Source organism: Rhodocytophaga aerolata, assembly GCF_030503435.1.
Classification (GTDB): Bacteria; Bacteroidota; Bacteroidia; order Cytophagales; family 172606-1; genus Rhodocytophaga; species Rhodocytophaga aerolata.
On sequence record NZ_JAUKPO010000001.1, the window covers coordinates 207777 to 233089 of the forward strand.

Sequence of the window (25313 nt, forward strand, 5' to 3'; positions counted from 1 at the left end):
TCCATAAAAAAGCCCTCCAGAAATTATTATCTGGAGGGCTTTTTTTAGGGTTTAGGTCTCACTTTTACCTACCATATTTTTACGCGTTGTTCAGGCGCCAGATATAAAGAGTCGCTTGGTTGCACATTGAAGGCTGTATAGAATTCAGGAATATTCCGCACTACCCCATTTACCCGGAACTTAGCCGGAGAATGCGGATCGGTATTAATTTGATTACGTAAAGCCTCATCCCTGGATTTGTTTAACCATGCCTGTGCCCAGCCAATAAATACCCGCTGATTGCCTGTAAAACCATCCAGTACAGGGGCTGGTTTTCCATTCAGGCTAGCATTATAGGCTTTTAAGGCAATGCTTAATCCACCAAGGTCACCAATGTTTTCACCCAAGGTAAATTCTCCATTTACATTCAAATCGTCGAATACTTTAAAGTTATTATATTGAGAGACTAACGCGGAGGTTCTGGTTTTAAATTCCTGTCCATCTTTTTCAGTCCACCAGTTACGCAGTACGCCATCGCCATCAAAGGTGCTGCCCTGGTCATCAAAGCCATGTCCGATTTCGTGGCCAATTACGCCACCAATCCCACCATAGTTTACGGCATCTTCTGCATTTAAATCGAAGAATGGGGGTTGTAAAATAGCTGCCGGGAACACAATCTCATTGAGTGGCGGATTATAATAGGCATTAACTGTTTGTGGCGTCATGCCCCACTCATCCCGGTCTACCGGCTTACCCAGCTTATTGATGTTGCGGTTGTACTCAAATAACGTAGACCGTTTCATATTTCCATACAAGTCGCCTTTGGCTACTTTCAGGTCAGAATAATCCCGCCACTTATCCGGATAGCCAATTTTAGGAGTAAACTTGCTTAGTTTATCTAACGCCTGTTTTTTGGTATCTTCACTCATCCATTCTAGCTCCTTAATACTGCTTTCATAGGCTTTCAGCAGGTTGTCTACCAGGGTCAGCATCCGCTCTTTTGCTTGCGGAGGAAAGTGTTTTTTTACATATACTTTGCCCACCATCTCGCCCAGGTTATTGTTTACCACATCTACTGCCCGGCGCCACTGTGGCCGCTGCTCTTTTACGCCATATAGGGTTTTATTATAGAACTCAAAATTCTCCTGATCCAAGGCTGTTGTCAGATAAGAGGCCGAACCATGAATCAAGCTCCACTGCAAATAGGTTTTCCAGGTATCAAGGGGTGTATTCTTAATAATAGCATTTAATGATTTGGTGTAATCCACCTGAGTAATGACAATGCTATCTTTCTTCTCGACACCGGCTTCTTTTAACAGAGGCTGCCAGGCAAAATCAGGCATCAGCTGAGTTAAGTCTTTTACCGCATATTTGTTATAAATAGCTACCATGTCTCTGGTTTGCTCTTTTTTCATATGCTTGGAAGCTAGTTGGGTTTCCAGCGCCATTATTTTTTTAGCCTTTTCTTTTCCATTCTCTATGCCAGATAGTTTAAGCATGTTCTCTATGTGAGCCACATATTTGTTGCGGATATCTGTAGATTTAGCATCTTTCAGGAAGTAATACTCCCGGTCGGGTAAGCCTAATCCGCCTTGCCAGGTATAGAGCATATACTGCTTAGGATCTTTAAAATCCGTTTCTACACCTATGTTAAAGGGAACCATGTTGCCCATTTTATTAGCATAGGCAAAGTAGGTAGCTAAATCTGTATAAGTTGCAATGTCGGCAATTTTTTTCAGTTCGGGTGCTAATGGAGCCAAGCCTATAGAGTCGCGCCGTTGCAGATTCATATATGCTTCATAGAAATCGCCCACTTTTTGTTCATCAGATCCGTCAGCAAATGTACCACTGGCCGATGCTTCAATAATTGCTTTTACATCATCTTGTGCTTTATCATTCAACATATGAAAAGCACCGAAAGCAGCTTTGTCTGCCGGAATTTCTGTATTTTTTACCCAGTTGCCATTTACATAGGCAGTAAAATTGTCTCCGGGTTTTACCAGCGTATCCATGTTTTGAATAGTGATTCCGGAAGTAAGAGGCTGGTCCGTTTTGTTTCCTGGTTGGGTTGTTTCTTGTACATTCTGGCTCGTACAGGAAGCCATAAGCCATACCGATGCAGCCAGGGCTAACATCTTCGGGCAGGAGGAAATACTAATCATAAATGAGGTTTTGTTTGTATGAAGATAAGGTATAATGCCCAGTCTTCCACAGGAGTTTTGTGGGTAGCTTACTGTAGGAAGACCGGGAAGAAAGATGCTGTATACAAGCAGAAATTAGGCGGTTATCTGGGCCACTAAGCCTTCCAAAATAGTCCGGCCATCGGTATTGCCCAAGGCTTCTTCCGCAGCCCGTTCCGGGTGAGGCATCATGCCAAATACATTTTTCCGCGCATTGCTGATGCCGGCAATATTTTCCAGAGAGCCATTTGGGTTAGAGGCTTCATCGATTATGCCCGTTTCGCTGCTGTACTTAAATAGTATCTGGTCGTTCGCATGCAATTCTTTTACTGTTTCCTGATCTGCATAGTAGCGGCCTTCGGCATGAGCAATAGGTATTTTATACGTCTTGTCCGGATCAAGTCCTTTGGTAAGAAGCGTAGAAGTAGATTGTGGCTTCAGGTATACATTGCGGCAAATGAACTTCTGGCCATTATTGCGAAGCAGAGCACCTGGCAGCAAACCAGCTTCCGTCAATATCTGGAAACCGTTGCAGATGCCGATTACATAGCCGCCTTGATTGGCATGCGCTACTACTTTTTCCATAATTGGCGAAAAACGGGCTATAGCTCCAGAGCGGAGATAATCGCCATACGAAAAGCCTCCGGGAAGCACAATGCATTCTGCCCCTTGCAGGTCGGTATCTTTATGCCAGAGCTTTACCACTTCTTGTCCCAGGGTATGTTGCAGGGTATAAATAATGTCTTCGTCGCAATTGGAACCAGGAAAAACAACGACACCAAATTTCATAAAGTAAGTTTAGAGTTTATGGAGAAAGGCCTAAAATGGAATGTATTTTAAGCTACACGATTCTGTAAAGATAGTTGTAAACAATGGAAAAGTGAAACCTCCTTTTAATTTATGCCTGATAATTTGTATGTTGCGAAATAGCATAATTTTGAACCACTATGATAAAATCTATGACCGGCTTCGGAAGCGCCAAACTGGCGAATGACAGACTAGAAGTTGTTGTTGAAATAAAGTCGTTAAACTCTAAATCGTTGGATACCAGCTTCCGGCTACCACGTAGTTTTTCTGATAAGGAACATGAAGTAAGGCATATATTGAGCCAGGTTCTGGAGCGGGGAAAGGTAAATGTAAGTATTGAACTGCAAAGTGTGGGTGAAAAAAAAAGTAGGTTAAATATTAACCGGACACTGGTAAAAGCCTATTTTGATGAACTAAATAGCCTTGCCGGGGAGATTGGCGCTTCTCAACAAGACATTTTCCGCTTAGTTTTACAAATGCCGGATATTTACAACCAGGAAGATAATAGCGAACAAAACGAACAGGACTGGCAACTTATCAGGCAGGCACTACAAGAAGCTATCCAGGCCTGCAATGAGTTTAGAATAACCGAAGGCAAAGAACTAGCGGGTAATCTGGCTTCCTATATTGAAAAAATCCGGTTGTTGCTGGGGCAGGTAGATACCTATGATCCGCAACGGCTGGAAAATATCCGCAACCGCATTACCTCTCACATAGCGGAAGTAGTAACGGATGAACATTTCGACAAAAACCGCTTTGAGCAGGAAATGATCTACTACATTGAGAAACTGGATATCAGTGAAGAAAAAGTGCGGCTACGGGTACATTTGGATTACTTTACAGAAGTACTTACCAAAGAAGATTCACCAGGTAAAAAACTTAACTTCATTTCACAGGAAATTGGCCGTGAAATCAACACTATTGGCTCCAAAGCCAACGATGCCCAGATTCAGCGGTATGTGATAGATATGAAAGAAGAACTGGAAAAGATCAAAGAGCAGTCCCTGAATATTTTGTAGCGAGTACTTATTTGTTAGTGCAAAGGTAAAAAAGACAAACACCAAAAATTCCCGGACTGGATGGACTCGCTTTCATATCTGATGATTTTTCGTTATACTATCGAAACGTTAAGAAGAAATTAAGCCTATGCTACTTGTAACATCCCAACTGCTTCCATCTACTGGCGAACTAGCAGAAGTTTTAAAAAGGGAATTACCCAGTCACTATTCCTATGAGTTGCTTTTAGAGAGGGAAAGTATTTTGGTGAGTAAATCCACTTCGGTTAAAGCACATATTTCCATCCACAAAAACAAAATACTGGTTGGGGCATTTGCTAACTCAATATTTGCTACACTACTAGTAAACCTTTGTACGAGTGAATTAGGGCTACTTCTTATTCCGCTTTTTTATTACAAGGGTAGCCAATTAATGTCACAAAGCGAAGAATTTGAGAAGGAACTAAGTCTTTTTCTAGAGCATAAATACAAGGCTTCCCAATTCAAGGATTGAGCAGTCAAAAAAGAAGTAGCTTTAAAAATATGAAGTGGAAACACCCTGCCGCTAACCCCAAGATTATACCGCAAACAGCCTTCCCTCACCACAGGTCCTTACCGCAGCGGCACTACTCCGTGGTTTTTTGATACGTTACAACTCCCCAATAAAATCAGTAAGCAAGCCAAATAACTCTTTAAACTTTGTCAGTGGTAGGGTTTCGGCCCGGTCGTATACATCGTGGTAGGCTTTAATGCCACCCAAGGTATAGATGAATATGGCTTTTACGCCTTTATTGGCAAAGAAATAATGATCTGAGTTAGGCGCATTGGTCCGTTTGTTTATTTTCGGTAGGTAGCCTTTCTGCTCATTTATTCTGGTAAGCAACGTATATTCATCCGTGAGAGCGGCACCATTCACTACCGTCATGCCCTCATCGCCGGTACCTACCAGATCCAGGTTAACCAGGAATTTAATATCCTTCAAGGGAAATAAAGGATGTTGTACATAGTACCTGGAACCAATGAGCCCTGCTTCTTCTGCGCCGAATCCGATAAACACCATGGAATACTCTGGCTGGTTTTGAGGCTGGGAATAATGCCGGGCCAGTTCCAGAAGCATAGTAGTACCACTGGCATTATCATTGGCCCCAGGAAAGTAGGTATTTTTCCCCATTCTGCCCAAGTGGTCGTAGTGGGCGGAAATGACAATAAATGAGTCCGGCTCTGCTTTGCCAGGAATATAACCTATTACATTCTGTGAGATGTAGTTGGAAATTAATTTTGCATCTACTCTATATTTTACCCTAGTTCCTGCCGGTGGACTATCTTTTTTTACCATCTCAAAAGCTGGGTGGCTCATTTGCTTCCCTGAAAGACTGGCCGTAAGCTTCTCTTTTTGCAATTCTATTAATGCTTTGGCTTCATGCATTTTATTCAGGTATTCAATGGGCATTTCTACTAACTTTCCGTAATGTACCGATTCATACACCATCACCTGTTTGCTAAAATTGCTCTGCAGAAACTTTTGCCGGGCTGATTCCTGTGTAAAAATCAACGTATCCAGATAAACTATTTTGCCTTGTCCGGCTCCTTGCTGCGATATGGGATTAACTATATACTGCTCTCCTGGAGTAAGCATTTTTTTCCCAACTGTTAACTTCAGCCGTTTAGGGAAGGTATTTATATCTAAGGGGAATTCTTGAAAATAAGAGGCATTGAATGTTTTTAATCCCATTTGTTGGAATTGTTCTGCAAGGTATTCGGCTGCTTTACGGTCGCCGGATTGTACATAGCCTCTGCCATGCATCTGGGGAGAAGTAAGCGTAGCAATGGTGGTTTTTACCCGGTTCATATCCTGAGCATTACTTACAAGATTCGTTGCAAGCAAAAGAAAAACAAAAGCCAGAATTCTATTCATCTGGTAAAAATAAGAAAGCCCACAGATATACGGGCTTTCTGGTGTAAAAATTCCACTTTTTAGTTATTGAAGTTTGAATATAATGGGTAAGGCCATACGTACTCTTACAGGTTTTCCGCGTTGCTTGGCTGGTGTCCATTTAGGTGCTTTTTGAAGTATGCGGATAGCTTCTTCATCCAGGCCAAATCCTAAACCTTTAATAACTTTCACTTCTGTAATGCTGCCATCTTTATCAATCACAAACTGCACAAATACTTTGCCCTCCACACCAGATTGCTGGGCTGCTTTAGGATATCTCAAATGCTTGCTGATGTATTCATAAAACTGGGCTCTGCCTTCCGGCTCTTTTTCCAGAACATATACATCTACCACCGCATCTTCTACTATCTCTTCAGGAATCACCTCTGGCAGAACGGAAACAGGTGCCGGAATAACATCCGGCACATCCGGAAGATCTGAGAGTAAATGATCATCTGGCGACAGGGCATCTTCTACAATAGTGGATAAATCTTCCGGAGGCTGAGGCAGTTTTTCTAAAGGCTTTTCAGGAGGTGGAATAACAGCCGGAATAGGCGGAATATCTACTAATTCAAAATCATCTGCAGGCTTATAGTCAATTTTCTCACCGTTGTCGCCGGATAATGCCGGATAGGTTTTCCACTCAAACGCCAGTAAACATAGGGACAGGCTAATGACTAAGCCCACATTCAGAAATAAGGTATATTTCTTGCCTAATTCCAGTTCAGGTTTCTTTTTATGTTCCATGCGAATATTTTTGAAAATTGTGGTAGCTGGAACAATTAACCCAGTTTAAAAACAACTGGAAGCGACATTTTTACTTTCACCGGACGGCCTCTTTGCTTACCGGGTGTCCACTTAGGCATGTTCTTGATTACCCGTACGGCTTCTTCGTCGCAGCCAGAACCAATCCCTTTCAATACGGTAATATCTGTGGGCGAACCGTCTTTGTCAATTACGAACTGTACGAATACTTTCCCTTCTACGTTCATGCGTCTGGCCTGCTCTGGGTATTTCAGGTTCTTTTGTAAGTACTTACCAAATCCGTCAAATCCACCTTCGGGCATCGGCGGGTTCTCAACAACAATGAATGTGCCTTCAGTATCTTCCTCTTGTATGGGTTCAGCAGCTTTTTCTATAGGTAGCGTAGGTGGAGCTATTATTGTTTCAGGAGTAATCTCTGTCTCGAAAATTGCTAACTCTTCCTCAATTTCTTCTTCTTTTACTTCAATAATTTCGGGCTGTACTTTTGGAGGGGGCGGCGGTGTAAGATCTGTAATGGGAATAACTAAGGTAACTTCTGGCTCAATTGTTTTAACACCTATATCCACCCCGGAAAGATCGTCATAGGTTTTCCATTCGAAGGCTGCCAGACAAAGGGCCAGACTGATTACCAATCCAATATTGAGAAATAAACTGTACTTGTTGGCTAATTCTACTTTTGGGTTCTTTTTGGCTTCCATATCATTAATGTTTAAGAAAGTGGATAACGAGTTTAAACTTTACTGATAGGATGCAGACACATTATTTATTCCATAAATTGTTGGAGATTTATCTTAAAAAATTCTTTCCTATATACAAAGCACAAAAAAAGCCCGGAATAACCGGGCTTTAAAAAAACATATTCTTGGTATATTAACCTAACTTAAATACAATAGGTAAAGACATACGTACTTTCACCGGACGGCCTCTTTGCTTACCGGGTGTCCACTTAGGCATGTTCTTGATTACCCGTACGGCTTCTTCGTCGCAGCCAGAACCAATCCCTTTCAATACGGTAATATCTGTGGGCGAACCGTCTTTGTCAATTACGAACTGTACGAATACTTTCCCTTCTACGTTCATGCGTCTGGCCTGCTCTGGATATTTCAGGTTCTTTTGCAGATACTGCATAAAGGCACCCATCCCTCCTACTGGCTCAGGCTGGTTTTCCACCACCTGGAAAATTTCATCTACTTCTTCTTCTTGTACAGGAGCGGCAACTTCGGCAGGTGGTGCTGGCGGAGCTACTACCGTTTCAGGAGTAATCTCTGTATCCAGGTTTACTAGTTCTTCTTCAATTTCTTCTTCATCAGGCACCTCTACGATTTCGGGTTGCTGTATAACTGGAGGAGGTGGAGGCGGCATTTCAGTAATTGGAATATCTATTAACTCTTCCGTCTGAACTTCAGCCGGGGCATAGTTCATGGCTGAAAGATCATCGTACGATTTCCATTCAAACGCAAGTAGGGTCAATCCCAGAGCCACTACCAGTCCGATGTTAAGAAACAGACCAGACTGGCGGGATAAGTCTACTTTCGGATTCTTTTTTAGTTCCATTGTATAAATTCGGTTTAGTTAGGTACGGATAAAACGCTATGTCAAAAATATGCTTTTTCTTTTAAAAATGCTAGTTAGGAAAGTTAAATTTATAAACGAAATAAAATAATAAACTTCCTAAGAAACATCCTATTGTATTAGCTAACATATCTACCAGATCAAAAGTTCTGTCTGGAACCAGGGACTGGCCTGTCTCCAACAGCAGGCTGTAACCTATACTGATGGCTAAGGCGCTTTTAATGGCATTGAATTTCAGCCAGATATACGTATGCTGCTTAGTAAACCCAATTACCAGCAGAAATACTAATACGGCAAATACAAAAAAGTGTGCAAACTTATCGAATGTCAAAACGCTCCAGATATTTGTGTCGGGCATGTTATTTCCTGGCATCAATATCAACATAAAGATGACGCAGGCCCAAACTATCGCAAACAAATTATATCTGAAAAACATACTCTACTGACGAATGATTAGTGACGAATGAACAGTGAATACAAGGACTTATTCCTCATCCATTACTACTCTCCTATCATAGCTGCATACGTATTGGCGCTTAATAAAGATTCAAGCTCCTGTGTATCAGCAATGTTCATTTTAATCATCCAGCCTTTTCCATAAGGATCTGAATTAACCAGTTCGGGGCTGGCATTCAGTAGCTCATTTACTTCTATGATGGTACCAGTAATGGGAAGAAATAGATCCGATACTGTTTTTACAGCTTCTACTGTACCAAATACATCACCCATTTGTAATTCTTTCCCTTTGGTATCAATCTCTACATATACTATATCGCCTAATTCTTTTTGTGCAAAATCAGTAATGCCTACGTAAGCTGTAGTGCCTTCAACGCGTAACCATTCATGCTCTTTGGTGTAGCGTAAGTCTTGAGGTAAGTTCATATAAGTTTAGGTTATAAGTATGTTTTTCAATAAATAAACAGCGTTACGCTGAGGAGTATATTTATCCTCAATTCTAACCGAAATTTTAGTTTTTTGCAAAATAATTATCAGCCTCCCGGCTATTTTATAGCTTTAAATACCAGATGTTCCAAGAAAGACCCCATCTGCGTATAATCATTATCGGTTACCCGTACTTCCGTTAAAGAAGGCAGATGCGCTGCGAAAAAAACCTGCTGATGGGCGGCCTCCAGCAACGTACTCACCAGTGCATGTGCATACGGATAACCAGGACTGATGGCTAATACCAATAAAGCTACTTTATGACACAAAGCTTTATAATTTTTAAACAATCCCTCTTTATTGTCTGCATCTACTGATTTGGTCAGGTATGCTTTAGAAGATTCGCAAATAACAATGCGGTGCAGGGCAGCTTTATTTACAGGCAAAAAGTCGAGGTTGTATCTGGTGGAATCGGTGATAATCTGAATAATGATCTTTAGTTTATGTTCCGGATCGGTTACATTATTGGTATGAAAATCAATTTGAAAATCGAGCCATGCCCAATACCAGGCAGTCAGGTATAGCAATAACTTGTGTTTGTTTTCGAAATACCGGTAAACCGATGCTTCGGTAGAATTAATTTCGGAAGCCAGTTTTTTAAATGTAAACTGCTCAAAACCCAGCTCATCTATTAACCGGACCCCTTCAGAAATAATACTCCGGCCTAACTCGGTTTGCTCAGGGTCCCTGACAAACACTTTATCATTCATCGCTATTCGTAATGTAGCATGCATAAACATAGATCTTTATTAAAACTTTCTGCTTACTAAAAAGTTAGGTATCAACAAGTACATAAAATTTTACAAATATAGTAATATTTTTACTATTTATAAAGATAGTATTACTATTATTTAAAATATTTTTACTACTTTTGTCTTAGAGTTTAAGTCTACTATAAAGATTTCTTTACAAAACCCATGAAAGCTTCTGTAATTCAGGATATTATTTATAAGGTTGGTGAACTTACCGGACCTCCGGGAGAGTTGGCAGGCTTTAGGAAAAAAGTAAAAACTGACTACGAATATACCCGGGAAGAGCTTAACAGCTTTATTTATGACTTAACAGATGAGGGTCGGCATATACACATTGCTTTTACAAATAATACCATTGCCGTAGCAAACCTGTCGGCTTTCTTGGATAGCATTACCTTTCCGGTTATTCTGTTTACGGAAACCTATCCTGGAGACATAGAACCGGCTCTTGTTTACCGGAATGAATCGGATGCCTTAGAAGTGATCAGCTATCCATCCGGAACTGTAAAAGTTTATCCGGGTGCTGCGTTGCTTTTGTCAAATGTTCAGCTTTACCTGCTTCCCGAAGAACAAACCAGCAGCCAGCAAACACAGCTCATTACCTCTTTTCCTATTAAATATTATTCTCAGACGCTGGGGCAGGAAAATCCGGAAAGTGAGAAAAAAAGTCCTCCCAGCCCCTTACAACGATTGCTCCGGCTGCTGAACACTGAAAAAAAAGATATATGGTATATCTATGTATATGCCATTGTAGTCGGGCTCATCAGTCTGGTATTGCCTTTAGGTACGCAGGCCATTATCGGAATGATTTCCGGAGGTATGTTTTTCAGCTCTGTGGTGGTTTTAATCTCCATAATCATAGTAGGTGTATTGGTTTCGGGCGGTTTGCAGATTATGCAGGTTACGCTGGTAGAAGTATTGCAACAACGTATTTTTGCAAGGGCAGCTTTTGAATTTGCCTTCCGGGTGCCAAAAATTAAACCGGAGGCTTTTGCATCCTATTATCCGCCTGAGTTGATGAACCGTTTTTTTGATGTGGTAGTCATTCAGAAATCATTGCCCAAAATTCTGGTAGATTTATCAGGCGCTGTATTACAAATATTCTTTGGTATTATTTTACTGGCTTTTTACCATCCGGCTTTTCTGGCATTCGGCATGCTGTTTCTAAGCTTCTTGTTTTTGATGTTCCGGTTTACAGGTCCTAAAGGATTAGAAACCAGCTTAAGCGAATCTAAATATAAATACAAAATAGCTGCCTGGCTGGAAGAAATAGCCCGTACTTTCCCTAGCTTCCGTCTGGCAGGCGACAGCAATCTGCACATTGACCGTATGGATGATTATGTCAACAATTATCTGTATTACCGCAAAAGCCATTTCAGCATACTCAAAAACCAGTATATCTATATTGTTATTTTCAAGACCCTAATTATAGGGGCTTTACTCATTCTGGGTTCTATCCTGGTGGTTGATAACCAGATAACCCTGGGCCAGTTTGTTGCGTCCGAAGTGGTAGTAGTATTAGTTGTAGGGGCCGTAGAAAAGATTATCTTCAATATGGAAAATGTATATGACCTGCTCACCGCTACTGAAAAAGTAGGCACCGTTACCGATCTACCCTTAGAGAAAGACAAAGGTTCTAAAATTAAATTCAATCAATACACCAAGGGGGTACATATCAAGCTTGACAATGTCCAGTATAAGTACCCGGAGAGCACGCGTTACGCCCTGCAGAATATCAATTTGGAAGTTAAACCAGGCGAACGTATAGGAATAGCCGGAACCTTTGCTGCCGGCAGACATACATTGGCCAATCTGCTGGCCGGCTCTATCAATACCGCTTTTGAGGGCAGCATAACGATTAATAGTATGTCTATGCGCGACATACAAGCCAGTGCCTGGCGGGTAGCCGTAGATAGTAATTTATTTTCGTATGATATTTTTGATGGGTCTATTCAGGAAAATATCTCTATGAACCGGGCCCGCATTAAGCAGGAAGATATCTGGTGGGCAATTGAACATACTGGCCTCAGCTCGTATGTTAATAAGTTACCAGAGGGGATTGATACAAAAGTAAGTGCGCTGGGCACAAAGCTAACCAGAAGCACCCGTCATAAACTGATACTGGCCAGATGCATAGCTTCCAGGCCTAAACTGCTGATTTTTAATGATGATATGCAGGATATGCAACGTGCCGAACGCTTACAACTAATCTCTTTTCTCATACAAAAAGATAATCCCTGGACCTTGCTGGCTATTACAAACGATACTTCCTTTCTGAGCCAGTGCGACAAAGTGGTATTGATGGACGAGAGCAGAATTGTGGAACAAGGCACCTATGCAGAACTAGCAGAGCATCCGGTACTGAAAGAAGTTACTATTACCAACATAGCCTGATCTGGTTTTGGGAAATGAAATGAATGTATCCAGGTTGATGAATAGTTTACCAGTAATTGAAAGAACATATGCTACAGATATCTAATGAAAAAATAAAAGAATACGAATTAGAAAAAAAACTCTATTCGTTAAAAACCCTCAATACACCACGCTCGGGCAAGATACTGGCCCGGTGGCTAATTGGTATTGGGCTTTTTGGGTTTGTAGTGCTTTTTCTGCCATGGCAGCAGAATATACAAGGTAACGGAACAGTAACAGCCTTAAATCCCCAGGACCGCCCGCAAACTATTCAAACGGCGATTCCGGGCAAAATAGAAAAGTGGCACATCCAGGAAGGCCAGTATGTAACCAAAGGCGATACTATTCTTACTATTTCCGAAATCAAAGACGAATATTTTGATCCTCAGTTATTAACCAGGCTGCAAGAGCAATTGCAGGCAAAGGAACAAAGCATACAGGCCACCAAAGAAAAAGTAAAAGCCCTGGATAATCAAATAGCCGCATTGCAACAAGGCTTAACGTATAGTTTGCAAAAAGCACAAAATAAGTTGAAGCAGGCGCAATACAAATTAATTAGTGACAGCACCGAATACCAGGCAGAAATCGTGCAGAATGATATAGCTCTCCGGCGGTTTGCCGGGGCGGAAAGCTTATATAAAAATGGCCTGATCTCGCTTACCGACTTTGAAACCAGAAAATTGAAACGCCAGGAAGTATCTGCTAAGCTAATTTCCTTAGAGAACAAAGTATTGGCTTCCAGGAATGAAGTATTAAATGCCAAAGTAGAACTTAGCTCTATTTCAGCAGAATATGCAGATAAAATAGCTAAATCCCAGTCAGATAAAAGCTCAGCGGTATCGTATCTGGCCGATGCAGACGCTGAATATTCCAAGTTACGGAACAAGTACGCCAGTGTAGAGGTACGTACCACCCAACGGTCTATTGTAGCGCCGCAATCCGGTTTTGTAGTAAAAGCCTTAAAAGCCGGTTTGGGAGAAACTATTAAGGAAAACGACCCGGTAGTAACTATTCAGCCAGATAAGCCCATGAAAGCGGTAGAACTATACGTAAAAGCCATGGATGTACCGCTGTTGTCTAAAGGCCGCACCGTACGGCTGGAGTTTGATGGGTGGCCTGCCTTACAGTTCTCCGGCTGGCCCAGTGTAGCAGTAGGTACGTTTGGCGGTAAAATAGCCGTAATAGATTATGTAAACAGCCAGGCAGGCACTTACCGGATATTAGTTACGCCAGATCCGAATGACCAACCCTGGCCAGAACAGTTGCGGATGGGCTCCGGTGTGTATGGCTGGGCAATGTTGAATGATGTGCCTATCTGGTATGAGATATGGCGGCAGTTGAATGGTTTCCCACCTAATCTGCAGTCTGCTCCTACGGAGGGAGAACAAAAGAGCAAATAAGCACAGGAAGTGTATAACCGGCTAAAATTTACCTATCAAAAAATGAGTCAGTTAAGTGGCAAATATCCCCTGATTTCCGAGTTACATAAGAATGTACGCTTACTCCTGTTTTCTATATCATTGCTGGGCAGCTACCTGGAAAGCCTTGCCCAGGAAACCCGCATCAGTACCGCTAAAACTACGCCAACAGAGCAGTTGCTGAAAGACAGGGATTCTTCCAAAGCCATGAAGCTAGAGGAATTTTACGAACGTATACTCGCCTACCATCCGGTAGCTAAACAAGCTGCTTTACTTAGCCAAGAAGCCAAGCAGGAACTGCGGATGGCCAGGGGCAATTTCGACCCTAAAATTGAAGCCATCTGGGACAGAAAAGAGTTTGGAAACACTGAATACTACAACACGCTGGACAATGTACTGAAACTGCCTGTATGGATAGGCGAACTGAAAGGGGGCTATGAATACAACCGGGGAAACTACCTGAATCCGGAAAACAGAACGCCAAGTACTGGTCTGGGCTATGCCGGTATTTCCGTTCCTCTGGGACAAGGACTTATTATTGATGCCCGCCGGGCTACTTTGCGCCAGGCACAGTATTTTCAGCAAATTGCCGAGGCCGACCGAGTAAAAGAAATAAATAAGTTATTGTTGAATGCAGCTAAAGACTACTGGAACTGGTATGTGGCTTACAATGAATTCCGGCTGATGGAAGATGCCGTTAATCTGGCTCAGCTACGGTTCAATGCTTCCAAAGAGCGGGTAATTAATGGCGACCTTGCCCCTATTGACTCTGTGGAAGCAAAAACCCTGTTACAGGAACGGAGCATACAATACCAGCAGACTATAATAAATCAACAAAATGCACAACTGCTTGTATCCAACTACTTATGGGGCGACAATAATACCCCGCTTGAGTTAGAAGCAGATATAGCTCCGGCAAGTTTCAACTGGCCTTTGCAGGCTGTTACCGAAGAAACGCTTTCTAGTTTAATGGATTATGCCCGGGCGCAACATCCGGAACTTGTAAAACTGGATTTTAAGTTAAAGCAGCTGAATGTAGAAGAACGGCTGCAGCGTGACCGTTTAAAGCCAGTATTAAACGTCAACTATAATTTTCTGACGGCTACCCCCTTAGCGATGGACGATATGAATATGGCCTTGCTGAGAAATAATTATAAGTTTGGCGCCCAGTTCTCTTTTCCACTCTTCCTCAGAAAAGAACGGGCTAAGCTGGGTCTAACTCAGATAAAGCAATCACAAACGTCTTTTGAGCGGCTACAGGTAAACCGGGAACTGATCAATACGATTCAGGCAAGCTATAACTCTTTAAAAAACCTAGAAGGCCTGATCCTGCTTCAACAAGACATGATTACCAACTATGAGCAACTTCGTAACGGGGAGGTGCAAAAATTTGAAGCCGGTGAAAGCTCCATATTCTTAATAAACTCCCGGGAAACCAAATTAATTGATGCGCAGGTGAAACTAATTGACTTGCACGGTAAATATGAAAAAGAAAAAGCTACATTAATCTGGGCAGCCGGGCGGTCCACCTTAGAGTAGTAGTAAGTGTGGTGTGAATAAAATCTAAATCGGGTAGGTGGCTTATTAAGCAATGAGGCAAGGTTTCACAGAAAATAGATAATATAGGTAATTCCAACATCCAGCCCGCCTATGATAAACCTATTCGCCCAGTTTCTTCGGCGGCTAAATACATCAGTTGGCACATCATTTCCATTAAACAACACTTCTGCCCTTTTATCCTTTAGGGCAATGCCATATCCGGCACTTAACAGGAACGCTTTGTTGGTTTTTAACCATCGAAAACCGGTCTTCAGATGCACCGCATGATTGGAAGGAATGTAAAACTGTGTGGTATACTCCTCATTAATCAGATTGCCGCTTTCATCATTCTCCCCTCCCATCCGGATAGTCATGCCGGAGCCCCAGGCATAATGGGCACCAAAAAATGGCTTGAACCTGGTACCGTAGTCCAATAAATAATAGCGCAACCCTGCCCCTGCTTTAAATCCGCTGGGGCCCACGCCTATGCCTCCGCTAACATCCCACCGGCTGCCTACATTCCGCACTAATTCTGCGCCAAACCAACCATAGGGCATACCCCAGCCAACGGAAAGGCCACCGCCCCATCTATTTTTTATCAGGCGTTCGCGCAACAAAACATATTTTTGCAAGGCTTGCTTCTCTGTATAGTTTCCTTCCCATATAGCCAGCCTGGACAAAAGCACTTCTGCAAATTGCGGATAAAGTGGCCGCATAGCCTGAGCCCGGGCATCACTAGATGTTAGTAGTATTTGACCAGCAGAAGCAATACGCATAGTTGCATCAAACAATTCATAGTGAATCTGATGCCTGGCACGGATAACCGGATTGTAATAAGCCGGCGGATTATTGCGGTAAATCAGGTAATAGTTCAGGGATAACAGATAATCGGCACCGTATTTCTGCATTAGATTTTTCATGGCCACGTCCTGCACAGTATCCGCATCCAGAGCCACATACGGCTCTTTGTATTCATTTTGCCAGTCTACATAGGTACTTCGGGCGTGGATACTAGCCATTTCAGCGGCATCGGCAGCTACAAAGCGGTACTTATTAGATGTATACCTGGTTAGGACCTCTACCAGTGCCTGGCTATAGAGTTCGGTTGCCTTGCTGCCGGAAGTATCATTGAGCCTGGCCAACTCATCAATATAATACACATTCGAATAAAACTGCGTAGGCTGTAGTCCTATAACCAGTATAGTGGATTTACCTGGCTCAGCAGGTGCATTTACCTGGGCTATGGAAGAGACATTGAAACAAAAGCAGAGCAGGACGAAAGTCCAGGGAACGTATTTCCAAACAGAAATTTTAGTTGGTTTTATAAGCGAGAAATACATTTCTATCAGCAATTCAAATAAATTAGTTGGGTTTATTTATACTATTCTCTAAATAGACTTGTTCTGTTATTTATAAATAAATATTTCTTACATCGCTCAGAAAGCGGATGAATACTTACTATTTTATCCTATAATTTCTAAAAAGAAGCATGTAATTTATCTTTTTTTGCAAATATTTCTTTAATTTAGCTATTGAAAGAATATAATTTAATATAGTTTCAGTAAAAACCCTCTTTTAGCTGCATATGTTTTCAACCTTCTCCGGGATTTCTCCTTTTTTTCGCTTACCAATATTTACAAATTCTTACATAGGGTTCATCTGAGGGCATTATTAAAGATGCCGTTTTTGAGTTACCTTTGTTTATTGCAAATCAGCAGGGTTTCCCTTGGTTTGTTCAGTCAGTAAACTCTTTATTAATTAGTATATATTCTAAACAGGTTTTAAAGTTTAAGTATCATGAAACGTGTTCGTTCAGGTTTAACAAAAGAAAATGTAACTGTAGGAGTAATCATTGTACTGGTTACTTTTATGATTGAATTCAGCAAATTCATTATTCATTCGTAGTCACTTATTTCTGCTCGTAAGCAGCCGGTGATTGTACTCTTTCTCATTACGTTTATTAGCCTGGTAAGTTATTGCTGCCGGCCAGAAGTAAAAAAGTCCCGACGATTCTTCGTACGCCGGGACTTTTTATTGTGCAATGGGTAGGAAACCTATTAATCTTTTTTAGAATTTTTCTTCTCTTTCTTTTCTGCCCGTTTTTCCTTTATTGACTTAGTAGGTTCTTTTTTCTTTTCTTTTCGGGAATCTTGTGACTTTGCCATATGGGTTCCAATTAATTATGTGCTACACAAATATATCAGATTTAGCTATGCCAAGTATACGGTATTTGCTAGTAATGTAGAAAAAATTCAGTAAAAATATTGCTTTGGTGCTTACCAGATTAGGTTTTATTCCTATAGTTAACCAATGCAGCAAACTTTCAACTTTATAGGTCGGATATTCGTACATGGTTTAAACAAAAAAACAAAAACCACCATGTCACAAGATAATCAGTTATTATTAGATGGTTATACAGACCAAGAAAAAACAGCCTACCTTTGTGCAATAGCCAGCATTGCTACGGCCGACAGGAAAGCTACGGAAGATGAAATTGAGCTTTTGGAAGCTTTTATGGACAGTGCAAATTTGTCTTCGGATGGCTCGCAATTAGTACTACAGGCCGCCCATGATCCTTCCAATGCACACTTAGCGCAAAATCTGGATACGCTAAAAAATAGCCAGCTGCGCTTTTCACTGATCACCGATATTATAAACTTTGCTAAATCAGATGGGCAGTATACAGCAGAGGAACAAGCCCGTATACAAGAAATTGCTGCGTATCTGAATGTAAACCAGTCTCAATACAATGCTTTGAACCAGTTCGTAGACACGGCTGACCAGGCACATAAGCAAGGCCAGGATGTTACTTCTCAAAACTTCTTACAATCTTCTGGCCTGGGAAACTCTTTCAATAGCCTGGGTATTTCGCCTAGCTTTATTAAGGGTGCTTTAGCTATAATGGCTCCTATAGTTATCAGCCGGATGATGGGCAGACGCAGTTCAGCAGGCACAGGTGGCATTGGTTTAGGCACCCCACGTAGCGGAGGGTTATTAGATGGATTACTGGGAGGTGCCGCAGGGGGTATGTTTGGCGGAAGAAGCAATACCGTACCTGGCTTAGGAGGTGGTTCGAACTTAGGTGGAACCCGCTTCGGTGGCCTGGGATCTATCTTTTCTACGTTTGGTAGTGGCAGAGGGTATGGAAATTATGGAGGAGTAGGCGGAGGTTTTTCTTCTATCTTAGGAGGATTGCTGGGCAGCCGCAGAGGCGGTGGAATGTTCCAGTAAGCCACGAATATAAAATAAAAAAGAGAGCTTTCTGTCAAGGTACGTTCCGGCGTGTCCTGGCAGAAGGCTCTTTTTCTATTTACATTTATTACTTTTGTTTCAAGGCTACAGTGTTTGCAGCTTTTTTCAATGGTTTAAATATTTGTAAAGGCATATTGTTTCTGGCTACTAAGAGTAATTCGCCCTCACTTGTTTTTAATGACCTTATTTCCCGTACTTCACCTTCCAGCAACAATCCACTTTCTACAGGTAACACGGATGTAAAATTTCCTTTTCCGTTCCCTTTCAATAGCAGGCCATAACTGGCATCATACCGGCCCTGATACATGCTGGAGCCATAGAAATTCCCTCCAAGTAATACATCTATATTTCCATCTTTATCTGCATCTGCTACATGGAAACTGAATATTTTGGAAACCTGGGCCTCAAAAGGCAAATGCTTCACGGTAAAACCACCTTTTCCATTATTTTGCAGATATACAGACTCAAACATTTGTACCTGTAATTGCTCTGCGCCTTTTAATTCTTCGGAAGTAAACAACTCATCTATGGTTTTGCCAGCATACGCGGCGTAGCTGGTAAACTTTTTATTAATCAGGGGTAATTGTTTCCCTAATTCATCTTTGGAAGCCACCGGGTACCATTTATCCCCGACATTATATGTCAGAATGTGCTCTGTTTTTTCGTTTTTATCTATATCCTTCATGAACATGCGTAACTTGGAATCTGGCCGCTTACGTAATTTAGTATTTGTACCCAGATTACCTGCCATTATATCCATGTCTCCATCGCCGTCTACATCTGCTGTTGCCAGGGCACTCCATAACCCATGTGTCTGCCCAAGTCCCGCCTGGCTGGTTACATCCTTGAATATACCTTTGGTATTCTCGTAAATTTTTATTGGCATCCAGTCGCCTGCTACAATCAGGTCGGGATCTCCATCTTGATTATAGTCTGTCCACTGGGCATCGGTAGTCATGCCGGCTTTGCGAAGTTCAGGTGCAAGCTTGTCTGTCTGGTCTGTAAAATTTCCTTTGCCATCATTCACCAGTAAATAAGAGTTCGGTAGCTGGCCATATTGGTAGGCTACTACTCTCCCTCCAACAAATAAATCCTGATCACCATCTTTATCAAAATCAAAAGCCCGGACACAGCTCGTATTTTCGTACATATCTGGTAGCTGTCCAGTGGATCTTGTTAGGTTTCCTTTGCCATCATTAATATACAACCGGTCTAACTGCTGAGCCATTTTGCCATAAAATTCATTTCCGGCACTTACTACATACAAGTCCTGGTCGCCATCGTTGTCCGCATCGAAGAAGAGTGCATCTACATCTTCATAAATGGAATCTGCTTGAAAAAGGCTTTCATTCAGGCAGATGAAGCTTTTCCCTTTTTGTACAAATAATTTTCCGGGTTTATGCTTGGCTCCTCCGACATAGAAATCATCTAACCCATCGCCATTTACATCGCCTACGCTTAAGGCCGGGCCCTCTGTAGAAACTCTAAATGGAATCAACCATTCACGGCTGAAATCATAGTACACATTTTCTTCATGTTTGTAATCTACGGGAATAGATTCCGTTACCTCCGTAAATAAGGGCTCCATTGGCTTTTTTACCGGCAACGAAGCAGGCAATGTAGCCGCAGATTGTTTTAAAGCAAGCGTGGTATTGACCGGAACGTTGGTGCGGATTTCCATCTTCTGATTGGGCCACAGCACATACAAGGTATCTATGTTCGTAGTTTTTCCTAAACCAAAAGTTAATACTGGGTCCATGGCGGATAAAAAACCTCTAGTTGGCATCTGGTGCTGGTAATGCAATTTGTTTCCAGCTTTCAGGAAAACCTTGGTACCAATACCATACGTATTGCCCTTTTCGCCTTCCAGTTTAATGCGGACAAAAGTATGCTTAAACAAACTATCCGCATTGTTGCGGTAAATACCTGCCGGGCTATTTGTATTATTCGTTATCAAGTCCAGGTCGCCATCGTTATCCAGGTCTGCATAGGCGGCTCCGTTAGAAAGGGTGGGCTGTTCAAATCCCCAGGCCATAGATTTGTCGATAAACCGCAAGCTGTCGGTTCCTTTATATAAATAATTATGTACTTTGGCTTCCGGCATCAAGCTAAGCACTTTCTCATCCAGGTTTTTGGATAAGTGCAGTTTGAGAGAAACAGAATCAGCCGAAATATACTTGGTATAATCCAGGTCGTTGGGGCGGCGTTGTACACCATTGCTGATAAAAATATCTTTTATTCCATCGTTGTCATAGTCAGCCATCAAAGGTGCCCAGCTCCAGTCGGTAGCGGCTACGCCTGCCATTAACCCTATATCCGAGAATTTTTTACCAAACTGACTGAGCTGCAATACATTCCGGCTGAATTGTGGCTGAAAACCGTAATTCAGTTTATAGACATAAATATCCAGAGGGTCTTCTCCTACAGAAGATTTTTCCACTTTCTCGTCTTCCGGATACATATCCAGGGTAAATACATCCAGGTAGCCATCGTGGTTAATATCGGCTACATCGTTGCCCATAGAATATCGGCTGGCATGAGTAAACGTATTTTTGAAGTTTTCTGTAAACGTGCCATCCCCATTGTTTACATAATAATAATCATCTTCGTGAAAATCGTTGCCAACATAAATATCATCCCAGCCATCGTTATTTAAATCCCCAATCGAGATGCCTAAGCCATAGGCCATAGCCGGGCCAAAAATGCCGGATCTTTCACTTACGTCGGTAAATCGTTGCCCATCATTGCGGTAGAGCCTGTCACCAGCAGAGTTGTCGCGGAGGCCTCTGGCAGATACTTTATTATATGACCTGGAGGTGTGTACGGCATGGTTAAGCAGGTACATATCCAGGTCGCCATCCCGGTCGTAATCGAAAAACGCGGCCTGCGTGGAAAATCCGGTGAAGTCAAGTCCGTAATCGGCTGCTTTTTCTGAAAAGGTTTGGTCTCCATTGTTTATATAGAGCTCGTTGGCACTTTCCAGGCCTTTGTAGTTTCCTACGGTGCTTACATAAATATCCAGTAATCCATCTCCGTTTACATCAGCCATAGTAACTCCGGTAGACCAGTCGGCAAACCCTTCAACGCCCGCTTTAGCAGTAATATCTTCAAACTGAAAATTGCCTTTGTTGAGGTATAACTTATTTTTTCCGTTGTTGGCGACAAAGAAAATATCTGGTAAACTGTCGTTATTTATATCGCCGGTAGCTACGCCTCCACCATTATAGAAGTAGAGATAATCCAGAATATTCAGTTTATCGGAATCTTTTACGGTGTTTATGAAACTGATACCCGTTATAGCAGAGTCCAGACTGGTAAACAGGGCAGGCTCCTTTTCAATTTCATTCGTTTTTTTGTCCTGGCAGGCATTCAATAACAGGGCAACTACCAGGCTGCTACTGAACCAGATGTTTTTTGTACGCGTAAACTTGAACTGAATCATTATTTTTAGCTAAAATGAGTAATTGTTGATTATTGGCTCCACGGATTTCGCGGATAGCCCGTACCTGGCCTTTCACAAAAAAGCCTGAATCTTTGGATAACACTGCTTCAAACTTTCCCTGGCCAGTGCCTTTCAGAATGAGGCCATAGTTTGCATCATAGCGGCCTATCTCTGGTAACACTTCATAAAAATTGCCTGTCAGCAGCAGATCCGTAATGCCATCCTCATTGTAATCCAGGGCTTGAATGCCATATACCGGAGAAAACTGTGCCTCCACGGGTAAAGGCTGAAGATCAAACGTTGCATTGCCTTTATTTACTAAAATAGATGTATGCGGATTATTTACTGTTTTGATGGTGGCCCCTTGCAATTCTTCTGTTGTAAAAACTTCTTTTATCCCTTTGCCCGCATAGTCGCTGAATTTGACAAATTTCTTTTTCACCATGGGTAAACGTTTTTGTAAGTCAGCTTTTAATACCATAGGATAGCTTTTGCCATCTTCCGCATAACAAGTAATAATTTGTTCAACTGACCCATTGGCATCATAATCATGTACATACAGTTCTGCTGGTTGTTCGGCACTTGCTTTTAAGCGGCTATTGATACCCAGGTTACCCAATACAAAATCAGTATCGCCATCCTGATCTACATCTGCCGGATAAATGCTGTTCCACCATCCGGAACTGGTAGCTAAAGCAGGATCGGTTATTTTATCGAGGCGGTTACCGCGCACATTTTTAAATATTGTTACCGGCATCCAGTCTCCCACAAGCAGCAACTCCGGAAAATTATCTTTGTCAATATCGGCCCATACTGCGCTGGTGACCATACCTAACTCGCGAATCTCAGGAATGTATCTTTTCGACATGTTCTTGAAATTGCCGGTACCATCGTTCACAAACAAGTAGTGATAGGGATTATACCCATACTGGCCAGGAATGAGACGGCTGCCGACAAACAAATCAATATCTCCATCTCCATCAAAATCGGCAGCAGCTACACAAGACCCGCTTTCGGTAATAGCCGGAAAACGCAAATCTTTGGTAAAGTTGCCCTTGCCATCGTTTACATATAAGCGGTCAATCAGGCGTTCATCATTTGGTGTAAACTCGTTGCTGCCAGTTACTACAAATAAGTCTAAGTCTTTATCTCCATCGGCATCAAAAAATGCAGCGGCAACATCTTCTGAAGCGCTATCAGCTTCAAACACCGGCATAGCAATTTCCCGGAACGTGCCTTGAAACGTTTGTGTATACAATACACTTTTTTTATCTCTGGCTCCCCCAAAAAACACATCTTCCAGGCCATCTCCATTGATGTCGCCAGTGGCTAAGGCGGGCCCCTGGGTAGAATACATCTGTTTTAATAAGGCATCGCGGTTGTAATCCACAAAATCGCTTTCCCGATGGCGGTAGGTTAAGGCTACTTGACTGGTTACGTCGGCCATGGGTTTTGCTGCCGGATTTACAGGAGACGCTGGCTTAAATTGTTTGTCAGCATTTTTATGCGCCAGAACCAGCTCCTGGTTGGCTTTTACATGGGGAAGTACTTGTTTCTGATCATCCGGCCAAATTACTTCCAGTGAATCTATCTGCGTTTGCTTGCCTAAACCAAATACCAACACATGATCTACCGAGGACTGGAACCCTCGGTTGGGCATTTGTTGCAAGTATTGCGTGCCCGTTTTTGTATGCACATATACTTTCGTACCAATGCCATTGATGTTGCCGGCAGGACCTTTTAGCTTTACCCGGATATAATGGGTACTGTCTTTTTCAATAGATGTATTTTTAAAAACACTCAGCGGGCTGTTTACATTATTTACAATCAGGTCCAGATCACCGTCGTTATCCAGGTCGCCATAGGCACTGCCGTTAGAAAAGCCTGGGTTACTTAACCCCCATTGCTGGGCAGCATTAGTAAATTGCAGATTGCCTTTGTTGCGGAAAGCATAATTGGGAATAGGCCTGGAAGGAATAATGCTGATAAATTCCTGGAAATTAAACTGCTTCTTCTCCATCAGCATCTCAATATTGCCTGCATCTCCCAGAAAACTAATATAGTCTTGATCGGTTAAATCGCGGTTAATGCCATTGGCCACAAAAATATCTTTCAGGCCATCGTTATCCATATCAAAAATCAAAGCCCCCCAACTCCAATCAGTAGCATGTACGCCTGCCAGCTGGCCTATTTCACTAAATGTTTCGTCGCCATTATTTAAATGGAGCATATTCCGCATATACTGGTGGTAATAGCCTTGCGAAAGTTTCAACTTCTGCAAATCATACCCTTCGTAGGTGGAAGTCATTTTGAGGTGATGGTCGTCGCCCGGAAGCATATCGGTGACGAATATATCTAGGTTTCCATCATTGTTAATATCGGCAATGTCTGCGCCCATAGAAGAAAGGCTAATATGGCCAAAGCAGTCTTCCAGCATTTCTTTATATGTGCCGTTTTTTTGGTTCACATACAGATAATCCCGCTCGTGAAAATCATTAGATATATAGATATCGGGCCAGTTGTCGTTGTTTACATCCCCAATCGTAATGCCCAGACCAAAACCAATCAGGCTGCCATAAATACCGGCATAGCCACTTACATCTGTAAACCATTTGCCATTGTCGTTCCGGAATAATTTATCGCCGCCAAGGTTATCGCGCTGGTTACGTAAATTCTGGTAACCTAACCGGCCAATGGGAGTAAAGCTGTTATTGAGTAAATATACATCCAGGTCGCCATCGCGGTCATAGTCAAAAAAGGCGGCATGGGTAGAAAACCCTCTGTCGTTCAAGCCAAACTGGGCTGCTTGCTCGGTAAATGTAAGATTGCCATTGTTGATAAATAACTCATTTTCACGCCCGTCTCCTTTTATATTTCCCGAATTACAAACATATATATCTATAAATCCGTCGCCATTAATATCTGCAAAGGTAACACCGGTAGACCAGGCTTGTTTTCCTCCTACACCAGCTTTATCGGTAATATCCTCGAACTGAAAATTGCCTTTGTTGAGGTATAAATGGTTTTTTTCCAGATTAGAGGTAACAAATACATCCGGTAGCCCATCGTTGTTAATATCGCCGATCGCTACGCCCCCGCCATTGTAAAAATTGCGGTAATTGAATATGTTGAATTCTTTATCGTCGGTAATTCGGTTGACAAACTCAATACCGGTGACACTGGAAGGTAAGGTCTCGAATAATACGGCTTTTTCCGGCTTATTTTTGCTGCATGCCAGACTTAGTATGAGTATAACACAGAGGAGAAAAGAAGAATAAATTCGCATGGGTAACAAGGTTTACTACAATCAGGCAACGTATAAAGA

At 42.1% G+C, this 25313-nt stretch carries 18 protein-coding genes; 6 read left to right on the forward strand and 12 right to left on the reverse strand.

The window, feature by feature from the left end; translation table 11 throughout:
* Positions 1-68: 68 nt before the first annotated feature.
* The gene (locus Q0590_RS00845; RefSeq protein ID WP_302035574.1) at positions 69-2141 is read right to left on the reverse strand and encodes a M13 family metallopeptidase; all 2073 of its coding nucleotides are present in this window, start codon (positions 2139-2141) and stop codon (positions 69-71) included.
* 114 nt (positions 2142-2255) lie between these two features.
* Positions 2256-2948, reverse strand: a complete 693-nt coding sequence (purQ, locus tag Q0590_RS00850) for a phosphoribosylformylglycinamidine synthase subunit PurQ (protein WP_302035575.1) — start codon at positions 2946-2948, stop codon at positions 2256-2258.
* Between the two features lie 158 nt (positions 2949-3106).
* On the opposite strand from purQ, the gene Q0590_RS00855 reads away from it, so the two are divergent.
* The gene (locus Q0590_RS00855) at positions 3107-3985 is read left to right on the forward strand and encodes a YicC/YloC family endoribonuclease (RefSeq protein ID WP_302035576.1); all 879 of its coding nucleotides are present in this window, start codon (positions 3107-3109) and stop codon (positions 3983-3985) included.
* Positions 3986-4112: 127 nt separating this feature from the next.
* Complete coding sequence (locus Q0590_RS00860; protein ID WP_302035577.1) at positions 4113-4475, forward strand: hypothetical protein; 363 nt, start codon at positions 4113-4115, stop codon at positions 4473-4475.
* Between the two features lie 135 nt (positions 4476-4610).
* Here the strand turns inward: Q0590_RS00860 and Q0590_RS00865 are convergent, their stop codons facing one another.
* From Q0590_RS00865 to Q0590_RS00895, 7 genes are all read right to left on the reverse strand, one after another.
* A complete protein-coding gene (locus Q0590_RS00865; RefSeq protein ID WP_302035578.1) occupies positions 4611-5876 on the reverse strand; it encodes a M28 family metallopeptidase in 1266 nt (421 codons plus the stop codon).
* A gap of 63 nt (positions 5877-5939) precedes the next feature.
* Positions 5940-6641, reverse strand: coding sequence for an energy transducer TonB (locus Q0590_RS00870; RefSeq protein ID WP_302035579.1), 702 nt, complete (start codon positions 6639-6641; stop codon positions 5940-5942).
* A 35-nt stretch (positions 6642-6676) separates the two neighbouring features.
* The gene (locus tag Q0590_RS00875) at positions 6677-7357 is read right to left on the reverse strand and encodes an energy transducer TonB (RefSeq protein ID WP_302035580.1); all 681 of its coding nucleotides are present in this window, start codon (positions 7355-7357) and stop codon (positions 6677-6679) included.
* Between the two features lie 172 nt (positions 7358-7529).
* A complete protein-coding gene (locus Q0590_RS00880) occupies positions 7530-8213 on the reverse strand; it encodes an energy transducer TonB (protein ID WP_302035581.1) in 684 nt (227 codons plus the stop codon).
* Between the two features lie 70 nt (positions 8214-8283).
* The gene (locus Q0590_RS00885) at positions 8284-8589 is read right to left on the reverse strand and encodes a VanZ family protein (RefSeq protein ID WP_366970277.1); all 306 of its coding nucleotides are present in this window, start codon (positions 8587-8589) and stop codon (positions 8284-8286) included.
* A gap of 143 nt (positions 8590-8732) precedes the next feature.
* Positions 8733-9113 carry a glycine cleavage system protein GcvH gene (gcvH, locus tag Q0590_RS00890; RefSeq protein ID WP_302035583.1) on the reverse strand — a complete coding sequence of 127 codons (381 nt, stop codon included), beginning with the start codon at positions 9111-9113 and terminating at the stop codon, positions 8733-8735.
* 119 nt (positions 9114-9232) lie between these two features.
* Positions 9233-9907, reverse strand: a complete 675-nt coding sequence (locus Q0590_RS00895; RefSeq protein ID WP_302035584.1) for a TetR/AcrR family transcriptional regulator — start codon at positions 9905-9907, stop codon at positions 9233-9235.
* Between the two features lie 183 nt (positions 9908-10090).
* Here Q0590_RS00895 and Q0590_RS00900 point away from each other — a divergent pair, with 183 nt between their 5' ends.
* From Q0590_RS00900 to Q0590_RS00910, 3 genes are all read left to right on the forward strand, one after another.
* Positions 10091-12319, forward strand: a complete 2229-nt coding sequence (locus tag Q0590_RS00900; RefSeq protein WP_302035585.1) for a peptidase domain-containing ABC transporter — start codon at positions 10091-10093, stop codon at positions 12317-12319.
* 68 nt (positions 12320-12387) lie between these two features.
* The gene (locus Q0590_RS00905; protein WP_302035586.1) at positions 12388-13737 is read left to right on the forward strand and encodes an HlyD family secretion protein; all 1350 of its coding nucleotides are present in this window, start codon (positions 12388-12390) and stop codon (positions 13735-13737) included.
* A 42-nt stretch (positions 13738-13779) separates the two neighbouring features.
* On the forward strand, positions 13780-15294 hold the full coding sequence (locus Q0590_RS00910; protein ID WP_302035587.1) for a TolC family protein: 1515 nt from the start codon (positions 13780-13782) through the stop codon (positions 15292-15294).
* A gap of 65 nt (positions 15295-15359) precedes the next feature.
* Here Q0590_RS00910 and Q0590_RS00915 read toward each other — a convergent pair whose 3' ends face one another.
* On the reverse strand, positions 15360-16634 hold the full coding sequence (locus Q0590_RS00915; RefSeq protein WP_302035588.1) for a hypothetical protein: 1275 nt from the start codon (positions 16632-16634) through the stop codon (positions 15360-15362).
* A gap of 1039 nt (positions 16635-17673) precedes the next feature.
* Between Q0590_RS00915 and Q0590_RS00920 the strand changes: the two genes are divergently transcribed.
* Entirely contained in the window at positions 17674-18525 is an 852-nt protein-coding gene (locus Q0590_RS00920; RefSeq protein WP_302035589.1) for a tellurite resistance TerB family protein, read from the forward strand.
* An 88-nt stretch (positions 18526-18613) separates the two neighbouring features.
* Here Q0590_RS00920 and Q0590_RS00925 read toward each other — a convergent pair whose 3' ends face one another.
* Entirely contained in the window at positions 18614-21988 is a 3375-nt protein-coding gene (locus tag Q0590_RS00925; RefSeq protein WP_302035590.1) for a VCBS repeat-containing protein, read from the reverse strand.
* Complete coding sequence (locus tag Q0590_RS00930; RefSeq protein WP_302035591.1) at positions 21942-25274, reverse strand: VCBS repeat-containing protein; 3333 nt, start codon at positions 25272-25274, stop codon at positions 21942-21944. The genes Q0590_RS00925 and Q0590_RS00930 overlap by 47 nt, the downstream gene beginning before the upstream one ends.
* Between the last annotated feature and the right edge of the window lie 39 nt (positions 25275-25313).